General features: G+C 72.0%; 19 protein-coding genes. 9 read left to right on the top strand and 10 right to left on the bottom strand.

Annotated elements, in window-relative coordinates:
• The first annotated feature begins 258 nt into the window (after positions 1 to 258).
• From JT723_RS19970 to JT723_RS19960, 3 genes are all read left to right on the top strand, one after another.
• Positions 259 to 2,532, top strand: a complete 2,274-nt coding sequence (locus JT723_RS19970) for a rhamnogalacturonan lyase family protein (protein WP_205046073.1) — start codon at positions 259 to 261, stop codon at positions 2,530 to 2,532.
• 82 nt (positions 2,533 to 2,614) lie between these two features.
• Complete coding sequence (locus tag JT723_RS19965) at positions 2,615 to 3,436, top strand: DUF4184 family protein (protein WP_205046072.1); 822 nt, start codon at positions 2,615 to 2,617, stop codon at positions 3,434 to 3,436.
• Positions 3,433 to 4,161: a sulfite exporter TauE/SafE family protein gene (locus JT723_RS19960; protein WP_265934479.1), complete on the top strand. Its 729-nt coding sequence runs from the start codon at positions 3,433 to 3,435 to the stop codon at positions 4,159 to 4,161. Before JT723_RS19965 ends, JT723_RS19960 begins: the two co-directional genes overlap by 4 nt.
• 22 nt (positions 4,162 to 4,183) lie before the next feature.
• On the opposite strand, the gene JT723_RS19955 is transcribed toward JT723_RS19960, so the two are convergent.
• From JT723_RS19955 to JT723_RS19930, 6 genes are all read right to left on the bottom strand, one after another.
• Positions 4,184 to 4,588, bottom strand: a complete 405-nt coding sequence (locus tag JT723_RS19955) for a hypothetical protein (RefSeq protein WP_205046071.1) — start codon at positions 4,586 to 4,588, stop codon at positions 4,184 to 4,186.
• Between the two features lie 65 nt (positions 4,589 to 4,653).
• A complete protein-coding gene (locus JT723_RS19950; protein WP_205046070.1) occupies positions 4,654 to 5,121 on the bottom strand; it encodes a hypothetical protein in 468 nt (155 codons plus the stop codon).
• A gap of 30 nt (positions 5,122 to 5,151) precedes the next feature.
• Entirely contained in the window at positions 5,152 to 6,114 is a 963-nt protein-coding gene (locus JT723_RS19945; protein WP_205046069.1) for a hypothetical protein, read from the bottom strand.
• An 18-nt stretch (positions 6,115 to 6,132) separates the two neighbouring features.
• On the bottom strand, positions 6,133 to 6,597 hold the full coding sequence (locus tag JT723_RS19940) for a hypothetical protein (protein WP_205046068.1): 465 nt from the start codon (positions 6,595 to 6,597) through the stop codon (positions 6,133 to 6,135).
• 59 nt (positions 6,598 to 6,656) lie between these two features.
• The gene (locus tag JT723_RS19935) at positions 6,657 to 7,334 is read right to left on the bottom strand and encodes a hypothetical protein (protein ID WP_205046067.1); all 678 of its coding nucleotides are present in this window, start codon (positions 7,332 to 7,334) and stop codon (positions 6,657 to 6,659) included.
• 45 nt (positions 7,335 to 7,379) lie between these two features.
• Positions 7,380 to 11,486 (bottom strand): GDSL-type esterase/lipase family protein, encoded by a 4,107-nt coding sequence (locus JT723_RS19930; protein WP_205046066.1) that lies wholly within the window; start codon positions 11,484 to 11,486, stop codon positions 7,380 to 7,382.
• Positions 11,487 to 12,857: 1,371 nt separating this feature from the next.
• Between JT723_RS19930 and JT723_RS19925 the strand changes: the two genes are divergently transcribed.
• The 5 genes from JT723_RS19925 to JT723_RS19910 all read left to right on the top strand — a co-directional run bounded on the left by JT723_RS19925 (position 12,858) and on the right by JT723_RS19910 (position 16,336).
• Positions 12,858 to 13,154 carry a hypothetical protein gene (locus JT723_RS19925; protein ID WP_205046065.1) on the top strand — a complete coding sequence of 99 codons (297 nt, stop codon included), beginning with the start codon at positions 12,858 to 12,860 and terminating at the stop codon, positions 13,152 to 13,154.
• An 8-nt stretch (positions 13,155 to 13,162) separates the two neighbouring features.
• A complete protein-coding gene (locus tag JT723_RS19920; protein ID WP_205046064.1) occupies positions 13,163 to 14,134 on the top strand; it encodes an Lrp/AsnC family transcriptional regulator in 972 nt (323 codons plus the stop codon).
• A gap of 53 nt (positions 14,135 to 14,187) precedes the next feature.
• The gene (locus JT723_RS35835; protein ID WP_265749707.1) at positions 14,188 to 14,319 is read left to right on the top strand and encodes a hypothetical protein; all 132 of its coding nucleotides are present in this window, start codon (positions 14,188 to 14,190) and stop codon (positions 14,317 to 14,319) included.
• A 68-nt stretch (positions 14,320 to 14,387) separates the two neighbouring features.
• Positions 14,388 to 15,587, top strand: coding sequence for a helix-turn-helix domain-containing protein (locus JT723_RS19915; protein WP_205046063.1), 1,200 nt, complete (start codon positions 14,388 to 14,390; stop codon positions 15,585 to 15,587).
• Positions 15,557 to 16,336: a L,D-transpeptidase family protein gene (locus JT723_RS19910; protein WP_205046062.1), complete on the top strand. Its 780-nt coding sequence runs from the start codon at positions 15,557 to 15,559 to the stop codon at positions 16,334 to 16,336. The genes JT723_RS19915 and JT723_RS19910 overlap by 31 nt, the downstream gene beginning before the upstream one ends.
• Here JT723_RS19910 and JT723_RS19905 read toward each other — a convergent pair.
• The gene (locus JT723_RS19905; RefSeq protein WP_205046061.1) at positions 16,322 to 17,191 is read right to left on the bottom strand and encodes an NAD(P)H-binding protein; all 870 of its coding nucleotides are present in this window, start codon (positions 17,189 to 17,191) and stop codon (positions 16,322 to 16,324) included. The genes JT723_RS19910 and JT723_RS19905 overlap by 15 nt on opposite strands.
• Before the next feature lie 99 nt (positions 17,192 to 17,290).
• Here JT723_RS19905 and JT723_RS19900 point away from each other — a divergent pair, with 99 nt between their 5' ends.
• Positions 17,291 to 17,713 carry a MarR family winged helix-turn-helix transcriptional regulator gene (locus JT723_RS19900; protein WP_205046060.1) on the top strand — a complete coding sequence of 141 codons (423 nt, stop codon included), beginning with the start codon at positions 17,291 to 17,293 and terminating at the stop codon, positions 17,711 to 17,713.
• A gap of 75 nt (positions 17,714 to 17,788) precedes the next feature.
• On the opposite strand, the gene JT723_RS19895 is transcribed toward JT723_RS19900, so the two are convergent.
• The 3 genes from JT723_RS19895 to efeU all read right to left on the bottom strand — a co-directional run bounded on the left by JT723_RS19895 (position 17,789) and on the right by efeU (position 22,192).
• A complete protein-coding gene (locus JT723_RS19895) occupies positions 17,789 to 18,664 on the bottom strand; it encodes an alpha/beta fold hydrolase (RefSeq protein WP_240165893.1) in 876 nt (291 codons plus the stop codon).
• Between the two features lie 47 nt (positions 18,665 to 18,711).
• On the bottom strand, positions 18,712 to 20,019 hold the full coding sequence (gene efeB, locus JT723_RS19890) for an iron uptake transporter deferrochelatase/peroxidase subunit (RefSeq protein WP_205046059.1): 1,308 nt from the start codon (positions 20,017 to 20,019) through the stop codon (positions 18,712 to 18,714).
• 61 nt (positions 20,020 to 20,080) lie between these two features.
• Positions 20,081 to 22,192: an iron uptake transporter permease EfeU gene (gene efeU, locus JT723_RS19885; RefSeq protein ID WP_205046058.1), complete on the bottom strand. Its 2,112-nt coding sequence runs from the start codon at positions 22,190 to 22,192 to the stop codon at positions 20,081 to 20,083.
• Positions 22,193 to 22,222 lie beyond the last annotated feature (30 nt).

The following is a 22,222-nucleotide window of genomic DNA, read 5'->3' as shown; positions in this document are numbered from 1 at the left end:
CGAGGATATCCGGGCGGGCGGCGCCGTCCCAGCGCCCTCCCGGCGAGCGCCCGGCCCTGGCCAGGCGTCCGCGAGTCCGGCGGCGAGAAGGTGCCCGCGTAGCGGGTCCCGGCACCGGCCGGGCGGCCCACCTGCGGGCGGCGAAAATTTTCGGGAGAACGGTTGACGGGGGTGTGGGAGCGCTCCCATTATGCCTGGGAGCACGTTTGGAACGTTCCAACCCCCGGATTTCTTCTTCCCCCCACATCTGGAGGATCCATGACCACCCGTCGGAAACGTGCGCGCCGCCGCGCCTGGGCGGCATCGGCGGTCGGCGCGCTGATCGCGGCCGGTACGACCTGGGCGGTGCAGTCCGTACCGGCCTCGGCAGCGCCGGCCGCGGCCGGCTGCAGCGTCGCCTACACCATCACCAACTCCTGGCAGGGCGGCTTCGGCGCCGACGTCCAGATCACCAACCTCGGTGACCCGATGACGTCCTGGAGCCTGAAGTGGACCATGGGCTCGGGGCAGACGGTGACCTCGGCGTGGAATGCCGACGTCACCCTCAACAGCAGCCAGGTCACCGCGAACAGCCTCAGCTACAACGGGTCGCTGGCGACCGGCGGTTCGACCTCCTTCGGCTTCAACGGGGCGATCTCCGGCTCGGGCACCCCCACCGTCCCGACCGCCTTCACCCTCAACGGCGTGGCCTGCACCGGCAGTACGGGCACCACCCCGCCCACGACCCCGCCGACCACACCCCCGACCACCCCGCCCACCACCACCCCGCCGCAGACCGGCCAGGGCCGCCAGGTCGAGAAGCTCGACCGCGGGGTGATCTCGGTCCGCAGCGGCTCAGGCAACCTCGTCTCGTGGCGCTGGCTCGGCACCGACCCGGACAACGTCGCCTTCAACGTCTACCGCGGCGGCACCAAGGTCAACTCCGCCCCGCTGACCGGCGCGACCGACTACCTCGACTCCGGCGCCGCCGCCGACGCCAGCTACACCGTGCGGGCCGTGGTCGACGGCAGCGAGCAGGCCGCCTCACCGGCGTCGCTGTCCTTCGCAGGCGGCTACCACGACGTGCCGATCTCGCCGCCGGCCGGCGGCACCACCCCCGACGGCGTCGCCTACACCTACGAGGCCAACGACGCCTCCGTCGGCGACCTCGACGGCGACGGCCGGCTCGATCTGGTCCTGAAGTGGTACCCCACCAACTCCAAGGACAACTCGCAGTCCGGCTACACCGGCGACACGATCATGGACGGCATCACGCTCGACGGCACCCGGCTGTGGCGCATCGACCTGGGCCGCAACATCCGCTCCGGCGCGCACTACACGCAGTTCCAGGTCTACGACTACGACGGCGACGGCAAGGCCGAGGTCGTGATGAAGACCGCCGACGGCACCACCGACGGCACCGGCAAGGTGATCGGCAGCTCCAGCGCCGACTACCGCAACTCCTCCGGCTACGTCCTGTCGGGACCCGAGTACCTGAGCGTCTTCAACGGGCAGACCGGCGCCGCGATGCAGACGGTCAACTACGACCCGCCGCGCGGCACCGTCTCATCCTGGGGCGACAGCTACGGCAACCGGGTGGACCGCTTCCTGGCCGGCACCGCCTACCTCGACGGCAAGCGGCCCTCGATCATCATGGCCCGCGGCTACTACACGCGTACGGTGATCGCCGCCTGGGACTGGCGGGACGGCAAGCTCACCGAGCGCTGGAAGTTCGACTCCAACGACTCGGGCAACAGCGCATACGCCGGCCAGGGCGACCACCAGCTGGCCACCGCCGACCTCGACGGCGACGGCAAGGACGAGATCGAGTACGGCGCCATGGCCGTGGACGACAACGGCGCCCGGCTGTGGAACACCGGGCAGGGCCACGGCGACGCGCTGCACGTCGGCGACCTCGACCCCTCGCACCCCGGCCTGGAGGTCTTCAAGGTCGACGAGGACACCTCCAAGCTCGCCGCCTGGTTCGCCGACGCCAAGACCGGCAAGATCCTGTGGTCCAACCCCAGCTGCGGCTGCGACAACGGCCGCGGGGTCTCCGACGACGTGTACGCGGGCAGCCCCGGCGCCGAGTCCTGGTCGGCCGGCGTCAGCGGCCTGTACAGCACCACGGGCCAGAACATCGGCCGCAAGCCCGGCTCGGCGAACTTCCTCGCCTGGTGGGACGGCGACCCGGTGCGCGAACTCGTGGACGCCACGCACATCGACAAGTACGGCACCAGCTCCGACGCCCGGCTGCTGACCGCCTCCGGCGTGCACTCCAACAACGGGACCAAGGCCACCCCGAGCCTGTCGGGCGACCTCTTCGGCGACTGGCGCGAGGAGGTGATCTGGCCCACCACCGACAACCGGGCGCTGCGGATCTACGCCACCCCCGACCCCACCGACCTGCGCATCACCACGCTGCTGCACGACACGCAGTACCGCACCGCCATCGCCTGGCAGAACACCGCCTACAACCAGCCGCCGCACCCCAGCTTCTTCATCGGCAACAACATGCCGACCGCGCCGCGCCCCACCGTCTACACCCCCTGACGGTCCCACGGCACGGGCGGGCGGGGGGAGACACGCGGCCCCCCGCCCGCCCGCCGCGCACCGCCCCGGGGAAGATGGCGGGATGCCGTTCACACTCAGCCACCCCGCCGCCGTGCTGCCGATGCTGCGCGACGGCAGGCCCCGCGGACCGCTGGTGGCCTCGGCGCTGGTCGCGGGCTCGCTGGCACCCGACGTCCCCTACTTCACCGACTCGCTGGTGCACGGCACCTTCGGCTTCGGCGTCTTCACCCACAGCCCGCTCGGCGTGCCCACCGCGGACGTCGCCATCGCCGCGGCGCTCGCGGCCGGCTGGCACCTGCTGCTGCGCGAGCCGCTGGTCGCACTGCTGCCCGACCGGTGGGCGGACGCCGCCGACGCCATGACCGCGCCGGCCGGGCGGACACGCGGCCTGGCCGGTGCAGGCCGCTTCGCTCTGTCCGCGGCCGTCGGCGCCGCGACCCACGTGGCCTGGGACGCCTTCACCCACGGGGGCCGTGCCGGGGTCCGGCTGCTTCCGGTGCTCGACCGTACGGTGCTGGGCCGGCCCCTCTACTACGACCTCCAGCTCGGGACCTCGGTACTGGGCCTCGGCGTCCTCGGCTGGTACACCACCCGCACCCTGCGCACCGCTGCCGCGGACCTGCCGGCTCGGCCCGCCGCCCCCGTGCGCCCGCGGCTGTCGGCCCGCACCAGGGCCGCCGCGACCGCCCTGGTGGGCGCGGCCGCGGTAGCCGGAGCCGCGGCGCGGCTGGCCCGCTGGGACGACGGGCCGCTGCGCAGCGCCGACGTCCTCGACCTCGTCCCGGCCGTCGCCTTCGGCGGCGGCGCGGGGGCCGCGGTCGGGCTGGCCTGCTTCGCGGCGGTGGCGCGCACCGCACTGGCGCGCAGGCGGAGCGCCGCGTGAACGGCTGGGCGGACGCGTTCGCACTGGCCGCGATAGTGCTGGCGGGGTCGACCGTGCAGCGGATGTCGGGCATGGGCTTCGCGCTGGTCGCGGTGCCCGCGCTGGTGCTGCTGATCGGCCCCGCACACGGCGTCGCGCTGTCCAACTGCGCCTCCGGCGTGATCAGTGCCGCAGGCCTGGTCGACACCTGGCGCCGGGTGCGGCTGGCGGCCATGGCGCCGCTGGTCGTCGCCGCGGCCTGCACGGTGCCCGCGGGGACCTGGGCGCTGCACCACGTGCCGGAGCCCGACCTGCTCACCGGCATGGGCCTGCTGGTCACCGTGTCCGTCGCGGTCATCGCCAGCGGGGTGCGGGTGCCCGCGCTGCGCGGCCGCGGGGGAGCGGTCACCGCGGGTGCGGCCAGCGGCTTCATGAACGCCTCCGCCGGGGTCGGCGGCCCCGCCGTCTCGCTCTACGCCGTCAACGCCGAGTGGTCGGTGGCCGAGTTCGTCCCCAACGCGCAGTTCTACGGCGTCGTCGTCAACGCGCTGTCGCTCGGCGCCAAGGGCGTACCGCACCTGTCGACGCCGGTGTGGGTGCTGGCGGCGGCCGGGATGGCGGTCGGCACCCTGGCGGGCAGGGCGCTCTCCGAGCGGGTGCCCGAGCGCTGGGCCCGACCGGCCATCCTGCTGCTCGCGCTGGCCGGCGGCCTGACCACCCTGGGCAAGGGCATAGGGGAGTGGTGAGGTGGGCCGCCGGCGTCCCGCGTCAGGTCGTGGTGTGGACCGAGTCGAGCACGTGGTCGTAGCTGGACCAGTCTATGCCGCCGTCCGGAGTACCCGCCCACTTGCCCAGGAACGCCGTCAGCGTGACGGTGTGTCCCTCGGGGAAGTCGAGGTCGATGTCGAGCGCCGGGTACTGGGCGCCCTGGCGGTCCCAGTAGTAGTACGTCCCGTAGCCCTCCACCTCCAGGCGGGCCACGGCCGACCAGCCGTCGCCCACCAGGTCGTTGACGAGCAGGTGCTCGCCGTAGGGCTTGAACGTCGCCACACCTGCCCTGTTCGAGGTGTAGATGGTCACGTTCTGCCCGTCGGCCTGCGCGGACGTGGTCAGGGTCAGGGACAGCAGTCCGGCCGCGGAAAGGGCGAGGGCCGTGTGCAGGAGTCTGCGCATTGTCCGTACTTCCTTCTTCCTTCTCGGTGGTTGGTGGCGCGCCCGGGTGCCGGGCGGGAGTCAGGTCAGCTGAAGATGTAGCAGCCCGCCCACACGTTGGGATTTCCCGCGATCTGCCACGAGGCGTTCTCGTTGTACGTGTTGTGCAGCCGGTCGGTGTACCAGTTGACGCTGATCGCGTCGCAACTGCCCGCGTAGTTGCTGTTGTAGTAGATGACCGCGAATTCCGGATAGTAGGGCGGAATTCCCCAGACGTTGGCGGAAGCGGCGTTGTTCTTCACCACCTGCCCCTGGCCCGCACCCGAGCTGAGGAACTTGTTGTCGTAGAAGTTCCCGTCGCTGCCGAAGAACGCGGTGTGCGAGCCCGTCTGGGAACTGTTGTAGTAGAGCGTCAGGCAGCTGTCCCAGATGGACTTGTCGCAGTTCACCGCGGATTCCTGGGAGGCGGAGGCCGGGCCGGCGGTGGCGAGACCCGTGGCGCAGAGCAGTGCGGCACAGGCCGCGAGCAGCGTGATCCGCTTGGTGTTCTTCAATGTTTCGTCTTCCTTCTGTGTCGTGGACAGTCAGCCCGCCCCGAGAATCGCCTTTGCCCTGGCGACCTGCTGGTGATGCCGGGTCAGGATGGTGGCCAGTACGGCGGACTGGGGGGCGATCATGGTGCGCTGTACGCGCGCGTCGGAGGCGAACCACACCGGCACGAGGTCCGTCCGCTGCTTGCAGAGCACATCGGCCGTGGCGACCTTCTTCTCCGCGGCCGAGGCGGTCTTCTCCGAGAAGCTGCCGATGGCGCTGATCGGGTCGCGATAGGAGAAGCCCCTGGTCCTCATGCAGGCGGACCAGGCCGCGAAGACCTTCTGCACGGCCGGATCCGCCAGGGAGGCGCGATAGCTCTCGCCGGAGATCCTGGAGGCGACCTCCGAGGCCGGCAGCGCGCCGGGATCGCCGTCCACCGCCCGCTGCGCCTCGCCCTGGCAGCCGCCGACCGGCACCTTGCGGCCGCTCAGCTCGACCGTGCTGCCCGCGGGATCGCCGATCGCCTCGGGCCCGATCAGGGCGAGCCGTTCGTGCGGCGACTCCTTCGGATGGGCCGGAGGTGCGGCGGCCGGCAGGTGGTAGCCGTTGACGGCCGCGTCGGCGCCGGACGTCACTCCGTACCGCCGGTCCTGGATGACACCGGACGGCGGTGTGACGAACGGCGCGGGTTTCCAGGACAGGCCGAACCGCGCCATGCACTTCTCGATGACCGCGTTCGTGGCCCGCCCGAGCAGCAACTCGTCACTCGGGGACAGGCTGTACCTGGCGATCGGCAGGAAGAGCGACGGAGCAGTGGCGGGATCGGGGGAAGGCGCCGGCGCAATCCCGTTGGCCTTCGCCGCGCCGTCCGTCGTGGCCGGTGCCGCGGCAGTCGTCCGCGTCCGCGGATGCGCCGGGCCCGCGTGACCGCCGCACCCGGCCGCCGATGCCAGGAGCAGGACGGCCGCCAGCGAGGCGAGCCCGGCCCGAACCGGCGTCCATTCCGAGATCACAGGGGATTCCTGCTTCCGTTATGACGTGACGGTGATATTGAAGATGCCGGCGTCTTCTTGGGAATTGCACAGGCAGATGGTGAAGGGGTAGTTGTGCCCCTCCGGCAGGTCGCCGCTCTTCCAGGGGCTCGTGTACGGGGAGTTGTGCCCGTTGGTCGTGGCGATCCGATAGTCGGGGACGTCCATTTCCGCGCTGACGCCGTATCCGTCGGCGAATTCGTCCGACACCATGATGGAATCGCCGGGGGCGTACTGCGAGGGATCCTGGCTCCACCAGATCTCGCCCCTGACGTTCCCGAAGTTGTCGACGATCTGCCAGTCCTTGACCGTGGGCGGGTAGTAGCCCCAGTACTTGAGCGAGTACGTGGTGCCGGGAACACCGGCCGCACCGGCGCTTCCGGCGCCGACGGTCAGCATTCCGGCGGCCAGGACGGTTGCCGACGCGAGCATCGCGACTGTTTTGCGGCGGAAGTTGGCGAACATCGGTGGACTCCAGGGTGAAAGGTACGCAGATACACATGAGGTGGGGCGGCCCTGCCTGCTCAGCGGGCGTCCGCCCGACGCAGCGCCCGCCGCCACGGGTGGCGGGGCAGGGTGAGGTAGCCGGTGTGCGAACTCCAGCGCAGCAGCGTGCGGTGCCGGCTGCGGGCGTCGGAGATCGACCAGCCGGCGGGTTCGGTCCGCTCGTCGCGGCGGATGACGGCGAGGGCGCGGGGGCTGGGGCCGCGGCGCCAGCGCAGCGGGCGGTCCTGCAGGTCCGACTCCCAGTGGGCGAAGGGCTCGCAGATCCAGGAGTTGCCGCGCCGCCGCCAGGCACCGGTGGGGCCCGCGACCAGTTCGGCCGCCACCTGTTCCGGGGCCGCGTCCGTACCGAAGTACGCCTCGGCGAAGACGGTGCAGGTCAGCGCCGGCCCCTCGGGGCCGCCGGGTGGACCGCCGATCCGGGGGGCGTACCGCGGCGGGCGCAGCGCCCGGTCGTCGATGCGCACGCACAGCAGCCGGGCGGAGGGGACCGCGGCGGCGACTGCAGCGACCCGCTCGCGCAGCTCCGCCCGGGCCGCGGCCCGGGCCCGGCGGACCTGCCGGGACCGGACCGCGAGGTGCAGCCGGGCGTTGCTGGGGATGCCGCAGGTCGCGGCGTCCCGGACCGCGCGGCCGTGGATCAGCAGCAGGCCGAGCAGCCCGAGGGCGGTCTTGCGTACCGCCTGTGCCGGGTGCATCGTCCCTCCTCCTCCTGTCCCCCGCCGCGCGGCCTGGCCGGTGCGTCACTGGTTGAGGGCGTCCTGCAGGACCTGTGCGTAGATCTGGGTTCCTGCCTTGTTGGGGTGGAAGGACTCGGCGGACATCTTGATCAGGCCGAAGAGCTGGGCGGTGTCGCTGGCTCTCAGCGTGGTGCGGAAGCTGTTGATCGCCGGGTCGGTGCCGCAGACGCCCCTGCCCGCGAAGGCCGCGGTCGGGTCGGCGAAGACCAGCTTGTGGTCGCCGTTCTGGACCATCTGCGTGACCATGGCCTTGAGCTGGGTGTTCATGTAGTCGCCCATCTCGTTGAGGAAGGCCACGGAGCCGGCCGAGAGCCCCAGCGGGCTGAGGATGCCGGGCCCGCTGCGTACGCACGACCCCTGGTTCTCGAACAGCCGCGGATAGCCCAGGATCACGATCTTCGCATTGGGGGCGTTCGCCCGGATCGCGCCGATCGCTTCCGCGGCGCCCACCACCGCCACGTTGTCGATGATCAGCGGGATGGCCTCGTCGAGCGGATCACCCGCGGCGTTGCCGTAGCCGGTCAGCCAGCGGTCGGTGCGCTGTTCGTCCGCTGTGGCGTTGGGCGGTTTGAAGGAGTTGCTCGCGCAGTTCGTGGCCGCCGTCGCCAGCATGCAGCGGGCCATCACCGGCCCGAAGCGCGCGTCGTTGCCGCCGATGGTCAAGGTCACCAGGGTGGTGTTCTCGTCGAGGTAGCCCTGGTGGATCTGGGGCAGCTCGCCGAAGAAGTTTCCGTTGAAGTCGTCGTTGGCGGCGAGGTCGTTGCTCTCGGACGGATCCAGTGAGGACAGGCTCGGTGTCTGCGCACCCGAGCAGGCGACCTGATGGAAGTCCATGCCCGGGTCCGCCGAGTCCGCGAGGTAGCCCACGTTGGAGGAGGTGCCGGGCAATGTCGCCCAGCGTGCCCAGGAGTAGAACGACCGGTGGCAGCCGTTGGCGTCGGTGCTGGTGCGCCAGTTGGTCTCGGAGTAGTAGTCGCCGTCGCCGTCGGCGGCCCCCTCACCGGAGGAGTACGAGTCGCCCATCGAGACCACGAAGTTGGCGGGCTTGCCCGGCAGCGGCTGGATGGCGGCCGCGTCCCACGCGACGTCGTCGTCGGCGGTGCCGTCGTAGGTCCAGTTGGTCAGCTCCACACCCTGCGGCCCCGTCCCGGAGAACTGGAACACACCGAGCTGGACCCACACGTCCTTGCGCACGGACATGTTCACCATGCGGTACTTGGGCTGACCGCTGGTGCTGCCGGTGTGGATGGCGTAGATGGCCTGCTGGCTGGTGGCGCCGGTGGCGGGGATGTGGACCCACACCCGCGCCCACTTGCTGATGTTCTGCGACAGCTGCCACGTACCGCGGATTGCCATGGCGCCCTGGGCCTTCGGCGGCAGCGAGTAGTCGGTGATCGGGTCGTTGGTCTTGACCACGCCCGTGTCGGAGTTGCGGGTGTGGGCGTACCAGAAGTGGTCGCCGAAACCGCCGCCGATCTGGTGCAGGTCCGCCTTGGCCTCGTAGTGGTTGTCGCTGTCCGCGTCGAAGCTGAACGAGAGGGTGCCGGCGTCGGTCCAGGTCTTGGTGCAGCCGCTGCGCAGCGGCGGAACGGTGCCGGAGACCGAGTCGATGAGCAGCGAGTTGGCGGGGATCTTGCTGGGGTTGCAGTCGGGGGTGGCGCTGTCCGCGTTGCCGGGTTCCGTGCGCAGCGTCACGTACTTGAGGGACTCGTGGCCGCAGGTGGTGGAGCAGTCCGTCTTCCAGGTGGCGGGTTTGCTCCACCAGTGCTTGGGGTCGCAGGTCTTGTCGTGCAGGCCGTCGGTCTCGCACGTGGGCGGGCTGCTGACGTCGCAGTCGTTGACGCCCGGCTGGCAGAAGGTGTCGAGCGGCGGCTTGACCATGCTCCGGTTGTAGTTGGCGACGTCCGCGTTGTCCCCGGCCCACCAGGCGGCGGTGTAGCCGGCGGTGCCGTAGCCGGAGTCGGTCGGCAGCTGCTCGTGGCCGTCGCTGGTGTAGGAGTGCCCGGTGTCGATGGGCCAGGCCGCCCAGCCCATCACCTTCTCCTCGTAGGGCCAGCGCTCGGGGTGTGCCGCGTCGGCGTAGGTGTTGCCGTCGAGGAACGCGTGCCGGTCCGGCGGGTAGAGCGGGTTGGCCGGGTTGTTGAGCCACCCGAGTCCCCAGAAGCCGGAGGGGTCCTGGCCCGGCGGGTTGAATCCCGAGTTGTAGTCCCACACCGCCGCGAACCAGTCCTCGATCGCGGATGCGCTGTTGTTGTTGATGGTGATGTTCACCGACGAGGCCTGGAGTTCGTTCCACTTGGTGGCCAGGATCCTGGCGGCCTCAGCGATGTTGGCCGCGTAGTCGAGCGCCACGGCCTTCTGCTGGGCGGCGGTCAGCGACGTCGACCCGATCTTCATGCCGTCGGTGATCTGCCCGATGCCGTAGCCGCAGTCGGTGTTCGACCAGTCGATCTTCCAGACCCCCTGGCCGGTGGCGTCGCTGTCGTGGCCGTAGAAGTTGCCGGTGATCGGGCTGGAGGACTGGCCGGGCAGCGCGCCGCTCTCGGCCTGCCACAGGTTGGACTCCTGGGTGAGGATGCCCAGCAGCACCTGCGCCGGGATGCGCCCGCCGCCGGTCAGCGGGGGCAGCGGGAACATCCCCTGAGGGTTGGAACTGCCCAGGCCCTCCCGGGAACGCCAGTCCGTCTCCTGGAGGTACGTCGAGGTCAGGTCGCCGCGGATCGCCATGTCGACGGCCCACTCCACCTGGTTGGGCGTCGGCTGGTACGCCTGCAGCGTCGGGTCGTTGCGGGCGATCGCGCAGGTGCGGTCGGTGTCCACCGTCGAGGTCGGGGACCCGGCGTTCGGCACCGCCCTGGCCTTGCCCGTGCCTGCGCCTGTGCCAGGGCCGCCGGTCAGGGACGGCGACTGCGCCTTGCCGCCGCCTGCCGCAGTGGCCGTCGCCGGACGGGGGTCGGCGGCGAAGTCGAGTGTCCTGGCGGTGCCGGTGACCTTTGCCGAGATCTGCACGGTGCCGTCGGCCGGCGGTGTCCCCGTCCCGGCGACGGGGTGTTCGACGTGGGTGCGCAGGCCGGGGGAGATCGCCTGGGCCACCGAGAGCCGGCCCTCGCTGGACAGGTCGCCACCGGCCGGCGCCGCCACCCGCCGCACCTGGGAGGGCAGCGACGACGTGGTCGTGGGCGCGCCGGTCAGGAACACCTGGCCGGCGAGGCCCTGGTCCAGCCCCAGCGAGCCGATCGCACCCGTCGCGAGGATCCGGGTGGTGCCCCCCGCCGTGCGGCGGGCGGACTCCTGGCTCGCGGTCCGGTCGAGGAAGTCGACGCCGCCGCCGGAGTCCTGGTGGATCGCGGACGGGACGCCGGACGTCGTCGCCACGGTGGTCTTGCGGCCCTGCCGGTCGATCCGCACCACCCGGTGCCCGTCGGCGGCCAGGAGGCCGGTGCCCGAGGGAACGGCCGAGGTGATCTCGCCCGCTGCGGTGGTCGTGGCCACCGTCCGGCCGGCGGTGTCGACGGTGACCAGGCGGGTGCTGCCGTCCGCGACCTGGGTGAAGACCGCGCTGTGCGACGCGGTGTCGCAGGCCGGGTCGAAGTAGGCGAGTGTGCCGTTGAGCGGCAGCTTCCGCACCGCCCCGGTGTCGAGATCGACGACGGCGGTGAAGGCGCCGCGCTCCATCAGGTTCTCGGTGTTGGTGAACGCCCGTGGCGCGTAGACCACGAAGGCGTGGGCGCGGTCGGCGAGGCAGTAGTTGCCGATCCACAGGTCGGTGTCGAAGCCGCTCTCCGACAGGGTGGTGACGGTGTGCCAGGCGTAGGCGTCCGTGCTGTCGGCGGCCAGGACGTGCAGGCCGTCGGCGTCGGGTGCGAGGGTCACCGCCCGGTCCCGGGAGCTTTTCCAGCCCTTGGCCAGATCGCGGTCGGGCGCGAGTGCCCGGTCCGCAGGACCCCCGCTCCTCACCGCGGGCGCCCCCGGTGCCGCCGCGGCCGGGGGAGCGCCGCCGGGTGGTGTGCCGGCCTGCGCACCGGGCGCCGCGCCTGCGGTGCCCGCCGCGATGACTGCCGAAAGCAGGGTGAATATCCCCGCGACGGCAGCTTTCTGTCTGATACGCATGTGTGGCCTCACGTTGACCGGAGGGGAACCGCCCATGCCGGGCGGTCGGACGGCGTTTCCTGGATTCACATCAGTGCGTGACGGACTCTCGTACGGCGAAAATAAAGTACGGATCTCGTACGACCGTGGATCGTAACCAGGGGGTTGTACGCCGTCAACGGCCCCGTCACCGAGCGCGGGAATCTGCGTCCAGCGCCTCGTTTTCCGAGCGATGTCCCCACACATCGGCCGCCACCTGACGGATGGCACGCAGCCGCACGATCTGACGGCGGGCCGGTCTCCCGGCCCACCGCTCAGCCCGGCCGTATGGTGCTTCAGTGGTCGTTGGTGAAGGTGTACTTCGTGGAGGTGGCCTGGTCACCCGGCCCCCAGACGGACACCTGCACCAGCGTTCCGCCCTCGGGGATGTCGTGCTGCGAGGCGGTCGACGGGAGGGGCGACGCTGGCAGACGCCGACGTCGCGAACACGCGCGCCCCGACCGCCGCGACGACGGTTGCCCCTATTCCCATCAGTTTGCGCTGCATGTCTCTGCTCCTGCTCATCGAAGTGCCATGAGCCGGCTCCATGGCCGCGCGGGTGCCGCCCGGTCGAGGTCGAAGAATCCGTTCGCGGTGGCGGGAGGTCCAGATGCAGATCGAATTCCGCAGGGATCCGACGCCCGCGAGCCTGAGCTGACGCAAACAGTCGGCGGCGGTGGCCGGGAGCGGCCGGCTCCTGCCCCGCCCGCCGGCAGTCGGGGCGCCCGTGCGGCCGGGGGCGGAATTTCCCACTCCCGGCGCGAAGGCCGCCCGTTTTCGTCAACCTGCGGACGCTGCGGGGGAAATCCTGCATTCCCGCTCCGTGGCGGTCGGGAACGTGATCTTGGGGAGGCAGAATTCATCCAACGCCTCGCCGAGGGCACCTGACGAGGTGAGACGGGGGGATGTCGCACATCCCCCGGGCGGGCCGCCGTCAGTCGTTCCCCCGTACGATCTGGCGGCGGCTCTCCGAGCGACCGCTGTATGTCCTGCGGTGGCACGGGCTGCCCGCTCGACGCGTGCGAGCACATGTCCGACCCCGCCCCCTTCCGCGCCCCGGTACCGGCCGCCGCACCGGTGGCCGGAACGGTCGGGCGATCCAGGAACCAGCCGGACATGCCATGTCCACCCGAGTCGCGGCCTGCCCGTGCGTCGCTGGCGCGCTGTTGTGCATCCGGAGGATCCGGTGCGCGGCCGACGCTCGACATGCACAGCCGGGGCGCCCGAATGTGCAGACGGAGCGCGATCGCGCCGCCAAGTGTGCACGGACAACGTTGGTATGTCGGTCGCGTGCTCCTAACGTCGATGGCTCACGCACCACGGAGGGTGGTCTTGGTGACTGGTAGCGCAGCTGTGGGGATTACGGACGACGCCGTCGTCGCAGGTACGCCGGCACCCGAGCCGAAGGCCGGCGCCCGGCACACCGGATGGCTCACGCTCCCCCTGGCCGAGCCGTCCGCGAGGGCGGCGCGGCTGCACACCCGCACCGCTCTGCGTCAGTGGAGGATTGTCGGCACGCCCGACGACACCGCGGAGTCGGGCCGCGGCCTGAACATCGTCGCCGGGATGTGCCGGCGCCACGGGTGCGCACTCGCCCACGACCACAAGATCATGTGGGCCGCCCTCGCTCTCCTGGGGACCGCTCTGTGATGGATCCGGTGTACGTCGAAGCGCTCGACAGAAAGATCGTCCACGCTCTTCATCTGGACGGGCGGGCGTCGTTCAAGGTGATCGCCGGGGTACTCGGTGTCTCGGATCAGACGGTGGCACGGCGCTACCGCAGGATGCAGGCGAGCGGGGCCCTGCGGGTGGTCGGCGTGCCCAACGCCCAGCGGCTGGGCCAGGCCGTCTGGCTGCTGCGCATCCAGTGTGTTCCCGATGCCGCAGCCTCGCTTGCCGGGGTCATCGCCCGTCGCTCGGACACGGCCTGGGTGAGCCTGGCCTCGGCGGGGACGGAGATCGTGTGCTCCGTCCGCACCGTCGGATTCCGCCTGGCGGAGGCCCCGCTCGTCGACAAGCTCCTGCGCACCCCCAAGGTCGTCTCGGTGAGGGCCTACTGTGTGCTCCGCACGTATCTCGGGGGCGCCGTCAACTGGTTCCTCGGAGCGGACACCCTTGACCCGGTGCAGGTCAAGCAGCTTCGCCTTCCGACAGCCGAGTCCTTCGGACCGGTGAGACTGAGCGAGGCGGATGTCCTGATCATGTCGGAACTGGCGGTCGACGGCCGGGCGAGCTATCCGCAGCTCGGCCAGATGACCGGGTGGTCCCCGTCAACTGTGCAGCGCCGCGTGGAGAATCTGCGGGCCACGGGTGCGCTCTTCTTCGACGTCGAGATCAAGTCCGAGTTCATGGGGCTGCAGGCGGAGGCGGTGCTGTGGATCTCCGCCCGCCCGTCCGCTGTCGAGCGGATCGGACGGGAGATCGCCACCCATCCGGAAGTCAGCTTCGTGTCGGCCACGACCGGTTCGGTCAGTCTCGTCGCCGGTGTCGCGTGCGGGGACATCGACGGCCTGTACGACTACATGTCCCTCCGCCTCGGCAAGATGGACGAGATCCAGCACCTCGAAGTCGCCCCGATGATGCAGCGGCTGAAGGGTGCCGGCTCGCTCTTCTGCGGGTTCTCCCACTGAGCAGCCCTGTGTCCCGGGCCGGCCCCGGCTGCTTCCGGTGCCGCCGGGGCCGGGTGGGCGGCGCCCGTCTGAAGGACCTTGCCACCCGTGCCGCGTACCTCACCTGGAACGTGGACAGCGTGCAGGGCGTGGTGGACTGGCTCTCCCAGGTCACGGGCAGCCGCGTCTGCCTGACCGAGCCGTAACGGCAACCCGACCTCACGGGCCTGGCGGTCCCGGCGGAGCAGCGCTGGGCGACGGCCGGGTGCAGGTCGTGGCGGCCGACGTCGGCGCGCACAGCCTGCGGATGTACGCGCTCGGCCCGAACCCGCCGCACGTCCTGGTCGTCGCCCGGCCCGCACGGGCGTCCTGGCCCGCCCCGGTCACCGAGGCGACCGCCCTGGTGAGCCGGGTCCGTCCTGGGCACCTGGCTGGAAGAACGCGGCACCGATGCCGGGGCACACCCTATCGGGCGGCGGTGCCGCAGATGCTCATGTCCGGTCAGGTGCTGCCGGCCCAGTGTGCCGCCGCACCCCTGTCGATCGCCTCCTCGGCCCTGGTCACGGCATGTCCCGTGGACGACAGTCAGATCATCATCCTGCTGAACCCCGCAGCCGCCCGCCTTTGGGCCGCCGCCCGCCTGGCGCCCCTGGGAGGCGCCGGGGGTCCGGGCGGCCGGCGGGACCTGCGCCGGGCCGACCTGCTGAAAACGCTCAGGTTCTGGCTGCCGTTCGGACCCTGCGGTGCGGCACGTGTGCTGGCGCTGCACCGGAACACGGTCGGCTCCCGGTTCGGCATGGCGGGAAACGCCCTCGGCCTGGACCTGAACCGGCTCGACGCCCGCATGACGCTGGACCTCGCCCTGCGTATCGACAGCCTGGTCGAAGCCGCACCCGGCGCGGAGCCCCCGGCGGCGGTCCCCCTGCCGGAACAGCTCCGCGCCCATCTCCAGATCTGGGCCGGAGACCTGCCGGCACGGATGGGCGACGACGCGACGGGAGACCGCCTGCTCGGCGTCGTCACGAACTGGATCGACCGCGGCCTCGACGTGTCCGCAGCCGCAGTCGAACTCGGCGTGCACGACACGACCGTGCGTGCCGCGCTCAGGAAGGCGGAGTCGCGCCTGCGCTCGCCTCTGGTCTCCCGCTCCCGATCCAACGGAGCGCACCCGCCGAGAGCGCCAACGGCGTCAACGGTGTCCACGACATCGCGCTCGCGCTCCACCTCACGGGAAGACGCGGCAAACCGCTCGCCGTCGGCTGATCCTCCGGCGTGCGCCGATGGGGAGGCAACCTGCGGGCGGTGCCAGGCGGTTGGACAGGTATGGGCACTGACTCACGCACCGGCCGCGCCCCGCGCGGTCCCGACGCGGGCGGCACCGGTCCGCCGCCGTCCGCGTGACCCCCTCCTCCGCACCCTCCTTGCACCCGAAGGGCTCCACCCATGCCTTCCCCCACCCCGCGCGCCCTGCTGACCGGGCTGGGCGCGGCGGCCTTCGCCGTACTCGCCGGCTGCACACCGCACCTCGGCTCCGCCGCGCAGCACCGGGCCGCCGCCCCGGCCGTCGCCGACGACCTGCCGCCGGGCCCGGCCGCCACGACCGCGCAGGCGCCGACCGTCACGACCGCGCCGCCGCGGCAGCTGGCGGGCGTCGGGCCGCAGACGCTGGCGCGAATACCGCAGCAGACCTCGCAGGTCGTGCTGGTGACCGGGCGGTCGCGGGACTCCTCGGACGCCACGGTCGTCCTCTACCTGCGGACCGCGGACGGCGGCTGGCAGCCGGGCGCCGCCTGGCCCGCGCACAATGCCAAGGACGGCTGGACCGACGACCACCACGGCGGCGACCTGCGCTCCCCGATCGGGGTGTTCACCCTCTCCGACGCGGGCGGCCTGCGCGCCGACCCGGGCAGCAAGCTGCCCTACCACCACTCGCGCGGATTCCACGTCGGCGGGCGCGGCTTCCGCGGTGAGCCGCTGGCCGGGTCCTTCGACTACGTCGTCGCGATCGACTACAACCGCAAGACCGGGGTCTCGCCGCTGGACTGGACGCGGCCGATGGGCGAGTCGCGGGGCGGCGGCATCTGGCTGCACGTCGACCACGGCGGCCCCACGCACGGCTGCGTCAGCGTGTCCGAGACGCACATGAAGCAGCTGCTGGCGACCCTCGACCCGGCCCTGCACCCGGTCGTCGTGATGGGTGACGCGGCCTCACTGTCCCGCTGACCCCTGCCGGAAGACGTCGGCATGGCGGGCGCACCAGTCCGCGAAGGTGGCCGGCTTGCGGCCGAGGAGCCGTTCCACCGTGTCGGTGCGCAGGCCCTCGGTGTCGGCGCGCAGCAGGGCGAAGCCTTCGACCAGCGCCGCGGCCAGCGCGGGCGGCGCGCCGTCGGGGAAGCGGGCGGCCACCACCTCCTGCTCGGTCAGCGCGGGGCGTACGGCGATCGGCCGCCCCGCGGCGGCCGAGATGACCGCCACCTGCTCGGCCACGGTGAGGGCCTCGGCTCCGGTGAGTGCGTACTGCCGGCCCTCGTGGCCCTCGCCGGTGAGGGCCAGCGCCGCGACCGCGGCGATGTCGGCCGGGTCGATCGGTGCGATGCGGCCCGGGCCGACCGGGTCCAGGACGTAGCCGCCCTCGCGGATCGTGGGGAGCCAGTCCAGCGCGTTGGTCATGAAGCCGCCGGGCCGCAGCACGGTGGCCGGTATGCCGCAGGCGCCGACGATCTGCTCGCGCTCGTGGTGCCAGCGGCCCATCGCGGGCATCGGGTCGCCCAGCACGTTGGTCGAGGACAGCTGCACGATGTGCCGTATGCCCGCGGTGTGCGCGGCGGCGACCGCGTTCACTGTGGTGTCGCTGCCGATGCCCGGGGTGAGCAGGAACAGCCGCTCCGCCCCGGCGAAGGCCGCGGCCAGCGTGGCCGGTACGGCCAGGTCGCCGGTGACGCGCTCGGCGCCGGCCGGAAGTACGGCGGCGGCGCGGGCCGGGTCCCGTACGAGGACGCGGAAGTCCGCGCCTGCCGCGTCGAGCTGCCTGACCAGCTCACGGCCGACGTTTCCGGTGCCGCCGGTGACCAGTATCATGAGGAACCCCTCGGGTCGTTTGCCGTCTAATGATCTGCCGAGGGGAACGCTAGTCGGCTAATCATTAGCCGTCAATCGATTCGTGGCGGGAGGCGGGCCGTGCCCGAATTCCTCGACCTGCACAGCAGGACGACCAAGGTGCTGCGTGCGCTGGCCGACGAGGCCATGCGCGCCAACGGCCTGCACTACGGCCAGCACCACCTGCTCGCCGCGCTGTGGGAGCAGGACGGCAGGACGCCGGGCGAGGTAGCGGCCAAGCTGCACGTCACGACGCCCACGGTGGTCAAGATGGCTGACCGGATGACCGCGTCGGGTCTGCTCGTACGCCGCCGCGACGAGCGCGACAACCGGCTCGTGCGGCTGTGGCTCACTGATGCGGGGCGCGCTTTGCGCGAGCCGGTCGAGGCCGGGCGTCGTGACCTTGAGGAGAAGGTCACGGCTGAGCTGACCGACGACGAGCGGGCCGCCCTGCTCGCGACCCTCGCGAAGGTCCACGCCACCGCGGAGCGGCTTGTGGGGTGAGGTGCCCTTGCCGGGGGCCGGCGCAGGGTGCGGCGTCTCGAAGCGGTCGCCCCTTTTGGGCGGAAGAACGAGTGGTCAGGGGGTCGTGGCTGCCTCGTGGATGGTGGTCGCCAGGGCTGCGGGTTGGTCGAGGGGGAGGAGGGTGTAGCTGTCGGGGATGATGACGAGGCGGGCCTGGGGGAGGGCGGCGGCGAGGCGGCGGCCGTGGTCCGGGGGCATCACGCGGTCGTCCTCCGCCCAGACGACGCGGGCGGGGCGGTCGAAGCCGGCCAGGGACTCGGCAGCGGTTTCGAGGACGCGGCGGTCCGCGGCGATACCGCGCAGGACCTTCACCGCGTCGCGCCTGACCCCCGCCTGGGTGAGGATCGGCCGCATCCAGCGTGCGGTGACCGCGTCACCGCGCTTGGTCAGCCAGCCGAAGGCGATCGGCAGCCGCCGCACCGGCTTGACCCGCATCTGCTGCATGAACAGGCCGAAGAGGGCCGGCGGCAGCTTGCCGGTCAGGACGACCGTCTTGCCCGTCAGGCCCGGCGGGAAGTTGTCGTAGGCGTCGCAGGAGGCCAGCACCACCGAGCCCACGCGCTCCGTGCCCTCGGTGATCAGCAGCTGCACCAGTGCGCCGCCGGTGTCGTTGCCGACCAGCGTGACGTCCCGCAGGCCGAGGCGTTCGAGGAACTCCCCCACCAGGCGGGCCAGCGCGCGCGGTGAGAGGTCCGCGTCGTCGTGCATGGGGCGGGCGTGCGCGCCCATCGGCAGTGTGGGCACCAGGACGCGGTGCCGGCCGCGCAGCTCCTCGGTCACCGTGTCCCACAGCGTCGCGTCCATCAGCAGGCCGTGCAGCAGCACGACGACGGGGCCGTCGCCGCCGGTGTCCTGGTAGTCGATGGTCCCGGCGGAGAGCTCGATCGTCTGGGTTGTCATCGTCGTCGGCCCGTCTGTCGGCAGCAGCATCGGTATACGGCGTAAACTATACACCGTAGACCTTGCCGCCGCGCGGATCAGCCGGCGAGCATGCCGCGCCCCAGGAAGTCGTGGGCGTCGCGGGCGCCGGGGAGCGTGAAGAAGTAGCCGCCGCCGACCGGTGAGATGTAGTCGACCAGCGGTTCGTCGATCAGCCGGGTCTGCGTCGCCTCGAACTGCCGGACCACGTCCTGCTGGTAGCTGCAGAAGACCAGGCCCATGTCGAGGTTGCCGACCGCGTCGATGCCGTTGTCGTAGTTGTAGCCGCGCCGCAGGATGCGCGAGTCGTCGGTCTTCGCGGTGCGCGGGTTGGCCAGCCGGATGTGCGCGTCCAGCGGGATCGCGTTGCCCTGCGGGTCCTTGGCGTAGTCGGGCGCGTCGGTCTCCTTCGCGCCGTCCAGCGGCGCCCCGGTGTCCTTGCGGCGGCCGAACATCTTCTCCTGCTCGGTCAGCGAGACCCGGTCCCAGAACTCGACCAGCATCCGGATGACCCTGATCACCTGGTATGTGCCGCCGGTCGCCCAGCCGGGCTCGCCGAGCGCGTCGGTGACCCACACCAGCCGGTCCATCTCGCGGCCCGAGGACACGTCGGGGTTGACGATGCCGTCCTTGAAGCCCAGCAGGTTGCGCTGCGCGCCGACCGGCCTCGGCGCGCTGTGGAAGCCGTCCATGCGCCACTTGATCTGCATCGCGCCCCGGGTGTGCCGGGCTATGTCGCGCAGCGCGTGCAGCACGGTGTCGGTGCTGCCCGCGCAGATCTGCAGGCTGAGGTCGCCGTGGCAGTGCTCGGCTTTGAGGTTGTCGTTGGGGAAGGTGCGCATCGGTGCCAGCCGGCGGGGTTTCGCGGCGGCCAGGCCGTAGCGGTCGTCGAAGAGTGACGCGCCGACGCCGACGGTCACGGTCAGGGCGTCGGCGGGGACGGTCGGGCCGAGGATGCCGTTGTCGGACGGCGGGGCGCCGACGCCGAGGTCGGCGGGTGCGCCCCCGGCGGTCAGGAAGCGGGCGCGTTCGGTCAGCGTCCTGAACAGGTCGGTCAGTTCCGCCGCGGTGTCGGCGATGACGTCGAAGGCCACGAAGGCCGCCGCTGCGGGCTGCGCGGTGGTGACACCGGCCTGGTGCGCGCCGTGGAAGGGCACCGCGGGCGCCTGGCCCGCGTCGCCGTGGTCGGCAGCCGCCGCGTGGTCGCCGCCGACTGCGCTGGTCAGCGCGAAGCCGCCACCCGCCAGGGCCGCGGCCCCGGCGCCCGCGCCGATCGCGGACTTCACGAAGGACCGGCGGCCCGCGCCCATCGGGCAGCTGCCCCGGGGCTGTGTTCCCTCGGCGGCGCGTGGGGTCTCGGCGGACATCTGCGGTTCCCTTCCTGCGGCGTGCGGCGGTACGGGGGCGGGCCTGCGGGCGGCCCGCCGCTCAGGCGGACTTGCGGACTTCGAGCAGGTCGGGGACCGGTGCCAGGTCCTCGAGCAGCTGCCCGGTGGCGCCGTTGATCTTCGCGCGGGCGGCCGGGTCGAGGTCCTCGACCGGCGTCCAGGTGCCGCCGTGCCGGGCGGCGTCCAGCAGGCCCTGCAGCCGGGCCACGCCCGCGTCGATCGCGGCGAGCTGCCCAGGGGCGGCCCGCGGGGTGAGCAGCGGGCGGAGCACGGTCAGCAGTTCCCTGGTGCCCGCCAGGTTGGCGTCGGCGGTGCCCAGGTTGCTGCCGCTGCCCTCGTCGGTGTCGCCGGTCAGCTCGAACTGGAGGGTGTTCTCCAGGATCTCGTGGCTGCGCAGCGGCAGGTCGGCGGGGTCGAAGTCCTGCGTGGGGAAGGCCTTGCGCAGCCCGGTCACGTCGGCGGCGAGCCGGTCGGCGTACGGCCGGAGCACGGCGGCCGACTGGCCGTGCCACAGCCCGTACTCGATCCGCAGGAAGCCGGTGAAGTCCTTGTCCGCGACGCCGCCGGGCAGCCCGTCCTTGCGGCCGTCGATCCGCGCGTCGAAGTCGGCGAAGGTGCCGTAGGCGGCGCCGAGCGAGGCGTAGCCGCGGTGTGCGGTGAGCCAGTCGGTGCGGGCGGCGGCCAGGTCGCCGCGGGCGATGTCCGCCTGCAGCTTCGCGGTCTGCCCCTGGAGGGCGGCGAGACCTGCGTCGACGTAGGAGCGGTACGCCGCCAGCGGCGCCTGCAGCTCCGACTCGGCCAGCGGGAGTACGGCCTTGGTGGTGCCGCCGCCCTTCACACGCACCGCGGCCGAGGTGACCGCCTTGCCGCCGGTGGGCACGCAGCGCCAGGCGTAACTGCCGCTGCCGACGGTGGCGACCAGGTCGCGCGTGGTGCCGGGGGCCAGGCCCTCGATCTCGCCGTAGACCGCGTTGCTCGCCGGGTCTATCAGGTAGACCTCGGAGGCCTTGGTGCCGGTGTTGTGCATCTGGAAGGTCTGCCGGCCGGGCTGGGGGGCGGTGAAGCCCTTGCCGCAGTCGGTCTCGGAGACCGCGACGGTCTGCGCCGCCGCCGGCTTGTCGTCGCCGAAGGCGACCAGCAGCCCGGCGACGACCGCAGGGACCGCGACCACGGCGGCGGGCACCAGCCAGACCGGGCGGCCGCGTGCCCCTGACGGCTCGGCGGGGCCGGCCGGGGTGGCGGTCCCGGCGGCCGGCTCGGGCCTGACCTCGGTGGCGTCCTCGGCAGCGGCCTCGGAGGACTCGGCCTTGACCGCGGGCGCGGGCTTCGGCTGGGCTGCCGGCTGCCGCACACCGTGCACGAACAGGGTCATGACGGTGGCGAGGTAGCTGACGTAGGCCGCGACCTGGAGCCAGGTCATGGCGGGGGTGAGGTTCAGGACGCCCTGGAGCAGGGCCGCGTACCAGGAGCCGGCGTCGATGTGGGCGCTCAGGTCGAAGGCGAGGGCCGACCCGCCCGGCAGCACCCCGCCCTCCTGCAGGTCGCGCAGGCCGTAGCCGAGGACGCCGGAGGCGATGACGATCAGCACGACACCGGTGGCAGTGAAGAAGCGGGTCAGGTTGATCTTCAGCACCCGGCGGTACAGGCCCCAGCACAGGCCCGCCGCGATGACCAGGCCGATAGCGGCGCCCAGCAGCGGACCCGAGGACTCGCCCGCGGCACGCCCGGTGGTCCACAGGAACAGCGCTGTCTCCAGGCCCTCGCGGCCGACGGCGAGGAAGGAGGTCAGCACCATCATCCCGCCGCCCATGGCGAGCGCCGCGGTGACCTTCTGTTTGATCTCCCCTGACAAGTGGCGGGCCGAGCGGCGCATCCAGAACACCATGGCGGTGACGAAGGCGACCGCGACGACGCTCAGGGTGCCGCCGAAGGCCTCCTGTGCGGTGGCCGACAGGTTCGCCGCGGTGAAGGTGAGGACCGCGCCGAAGCTCATCGAGAGCGCGACCGCGGCCAGCACGCCCGTCCACACCTGCGGCAGCCGGGACTTGGCCTCGGCACGGACCAGCGTGGCGACCAGGATGGACACGATCAGCCCGGCCTCCAGGCCCTCCCGCAGCCCGATGAGGAAGCTTGGAAAAGCGTCGTCCCACATGCTGCTGATCCCGTTCCGTTCGACGCCCGC

Origin of the sequence: Actinacidiphila bryophytorum (assembly GCF_016916835.1) — a bacterium.
In the GTDB taxonomy this organism is placed as follows: domain Bacteria; phylum Actinomycetota; class Actinomycetes; order Streptomycetales; family Streptomycetaceae; genus Actinacidiphila; species Actinacidiphila bryophytorum.
The sequence above is the reverse complement of the archived record's forward strand: the minus strand, read 5'-3'. Positions and strand labels throughout refer to the sequence as shown.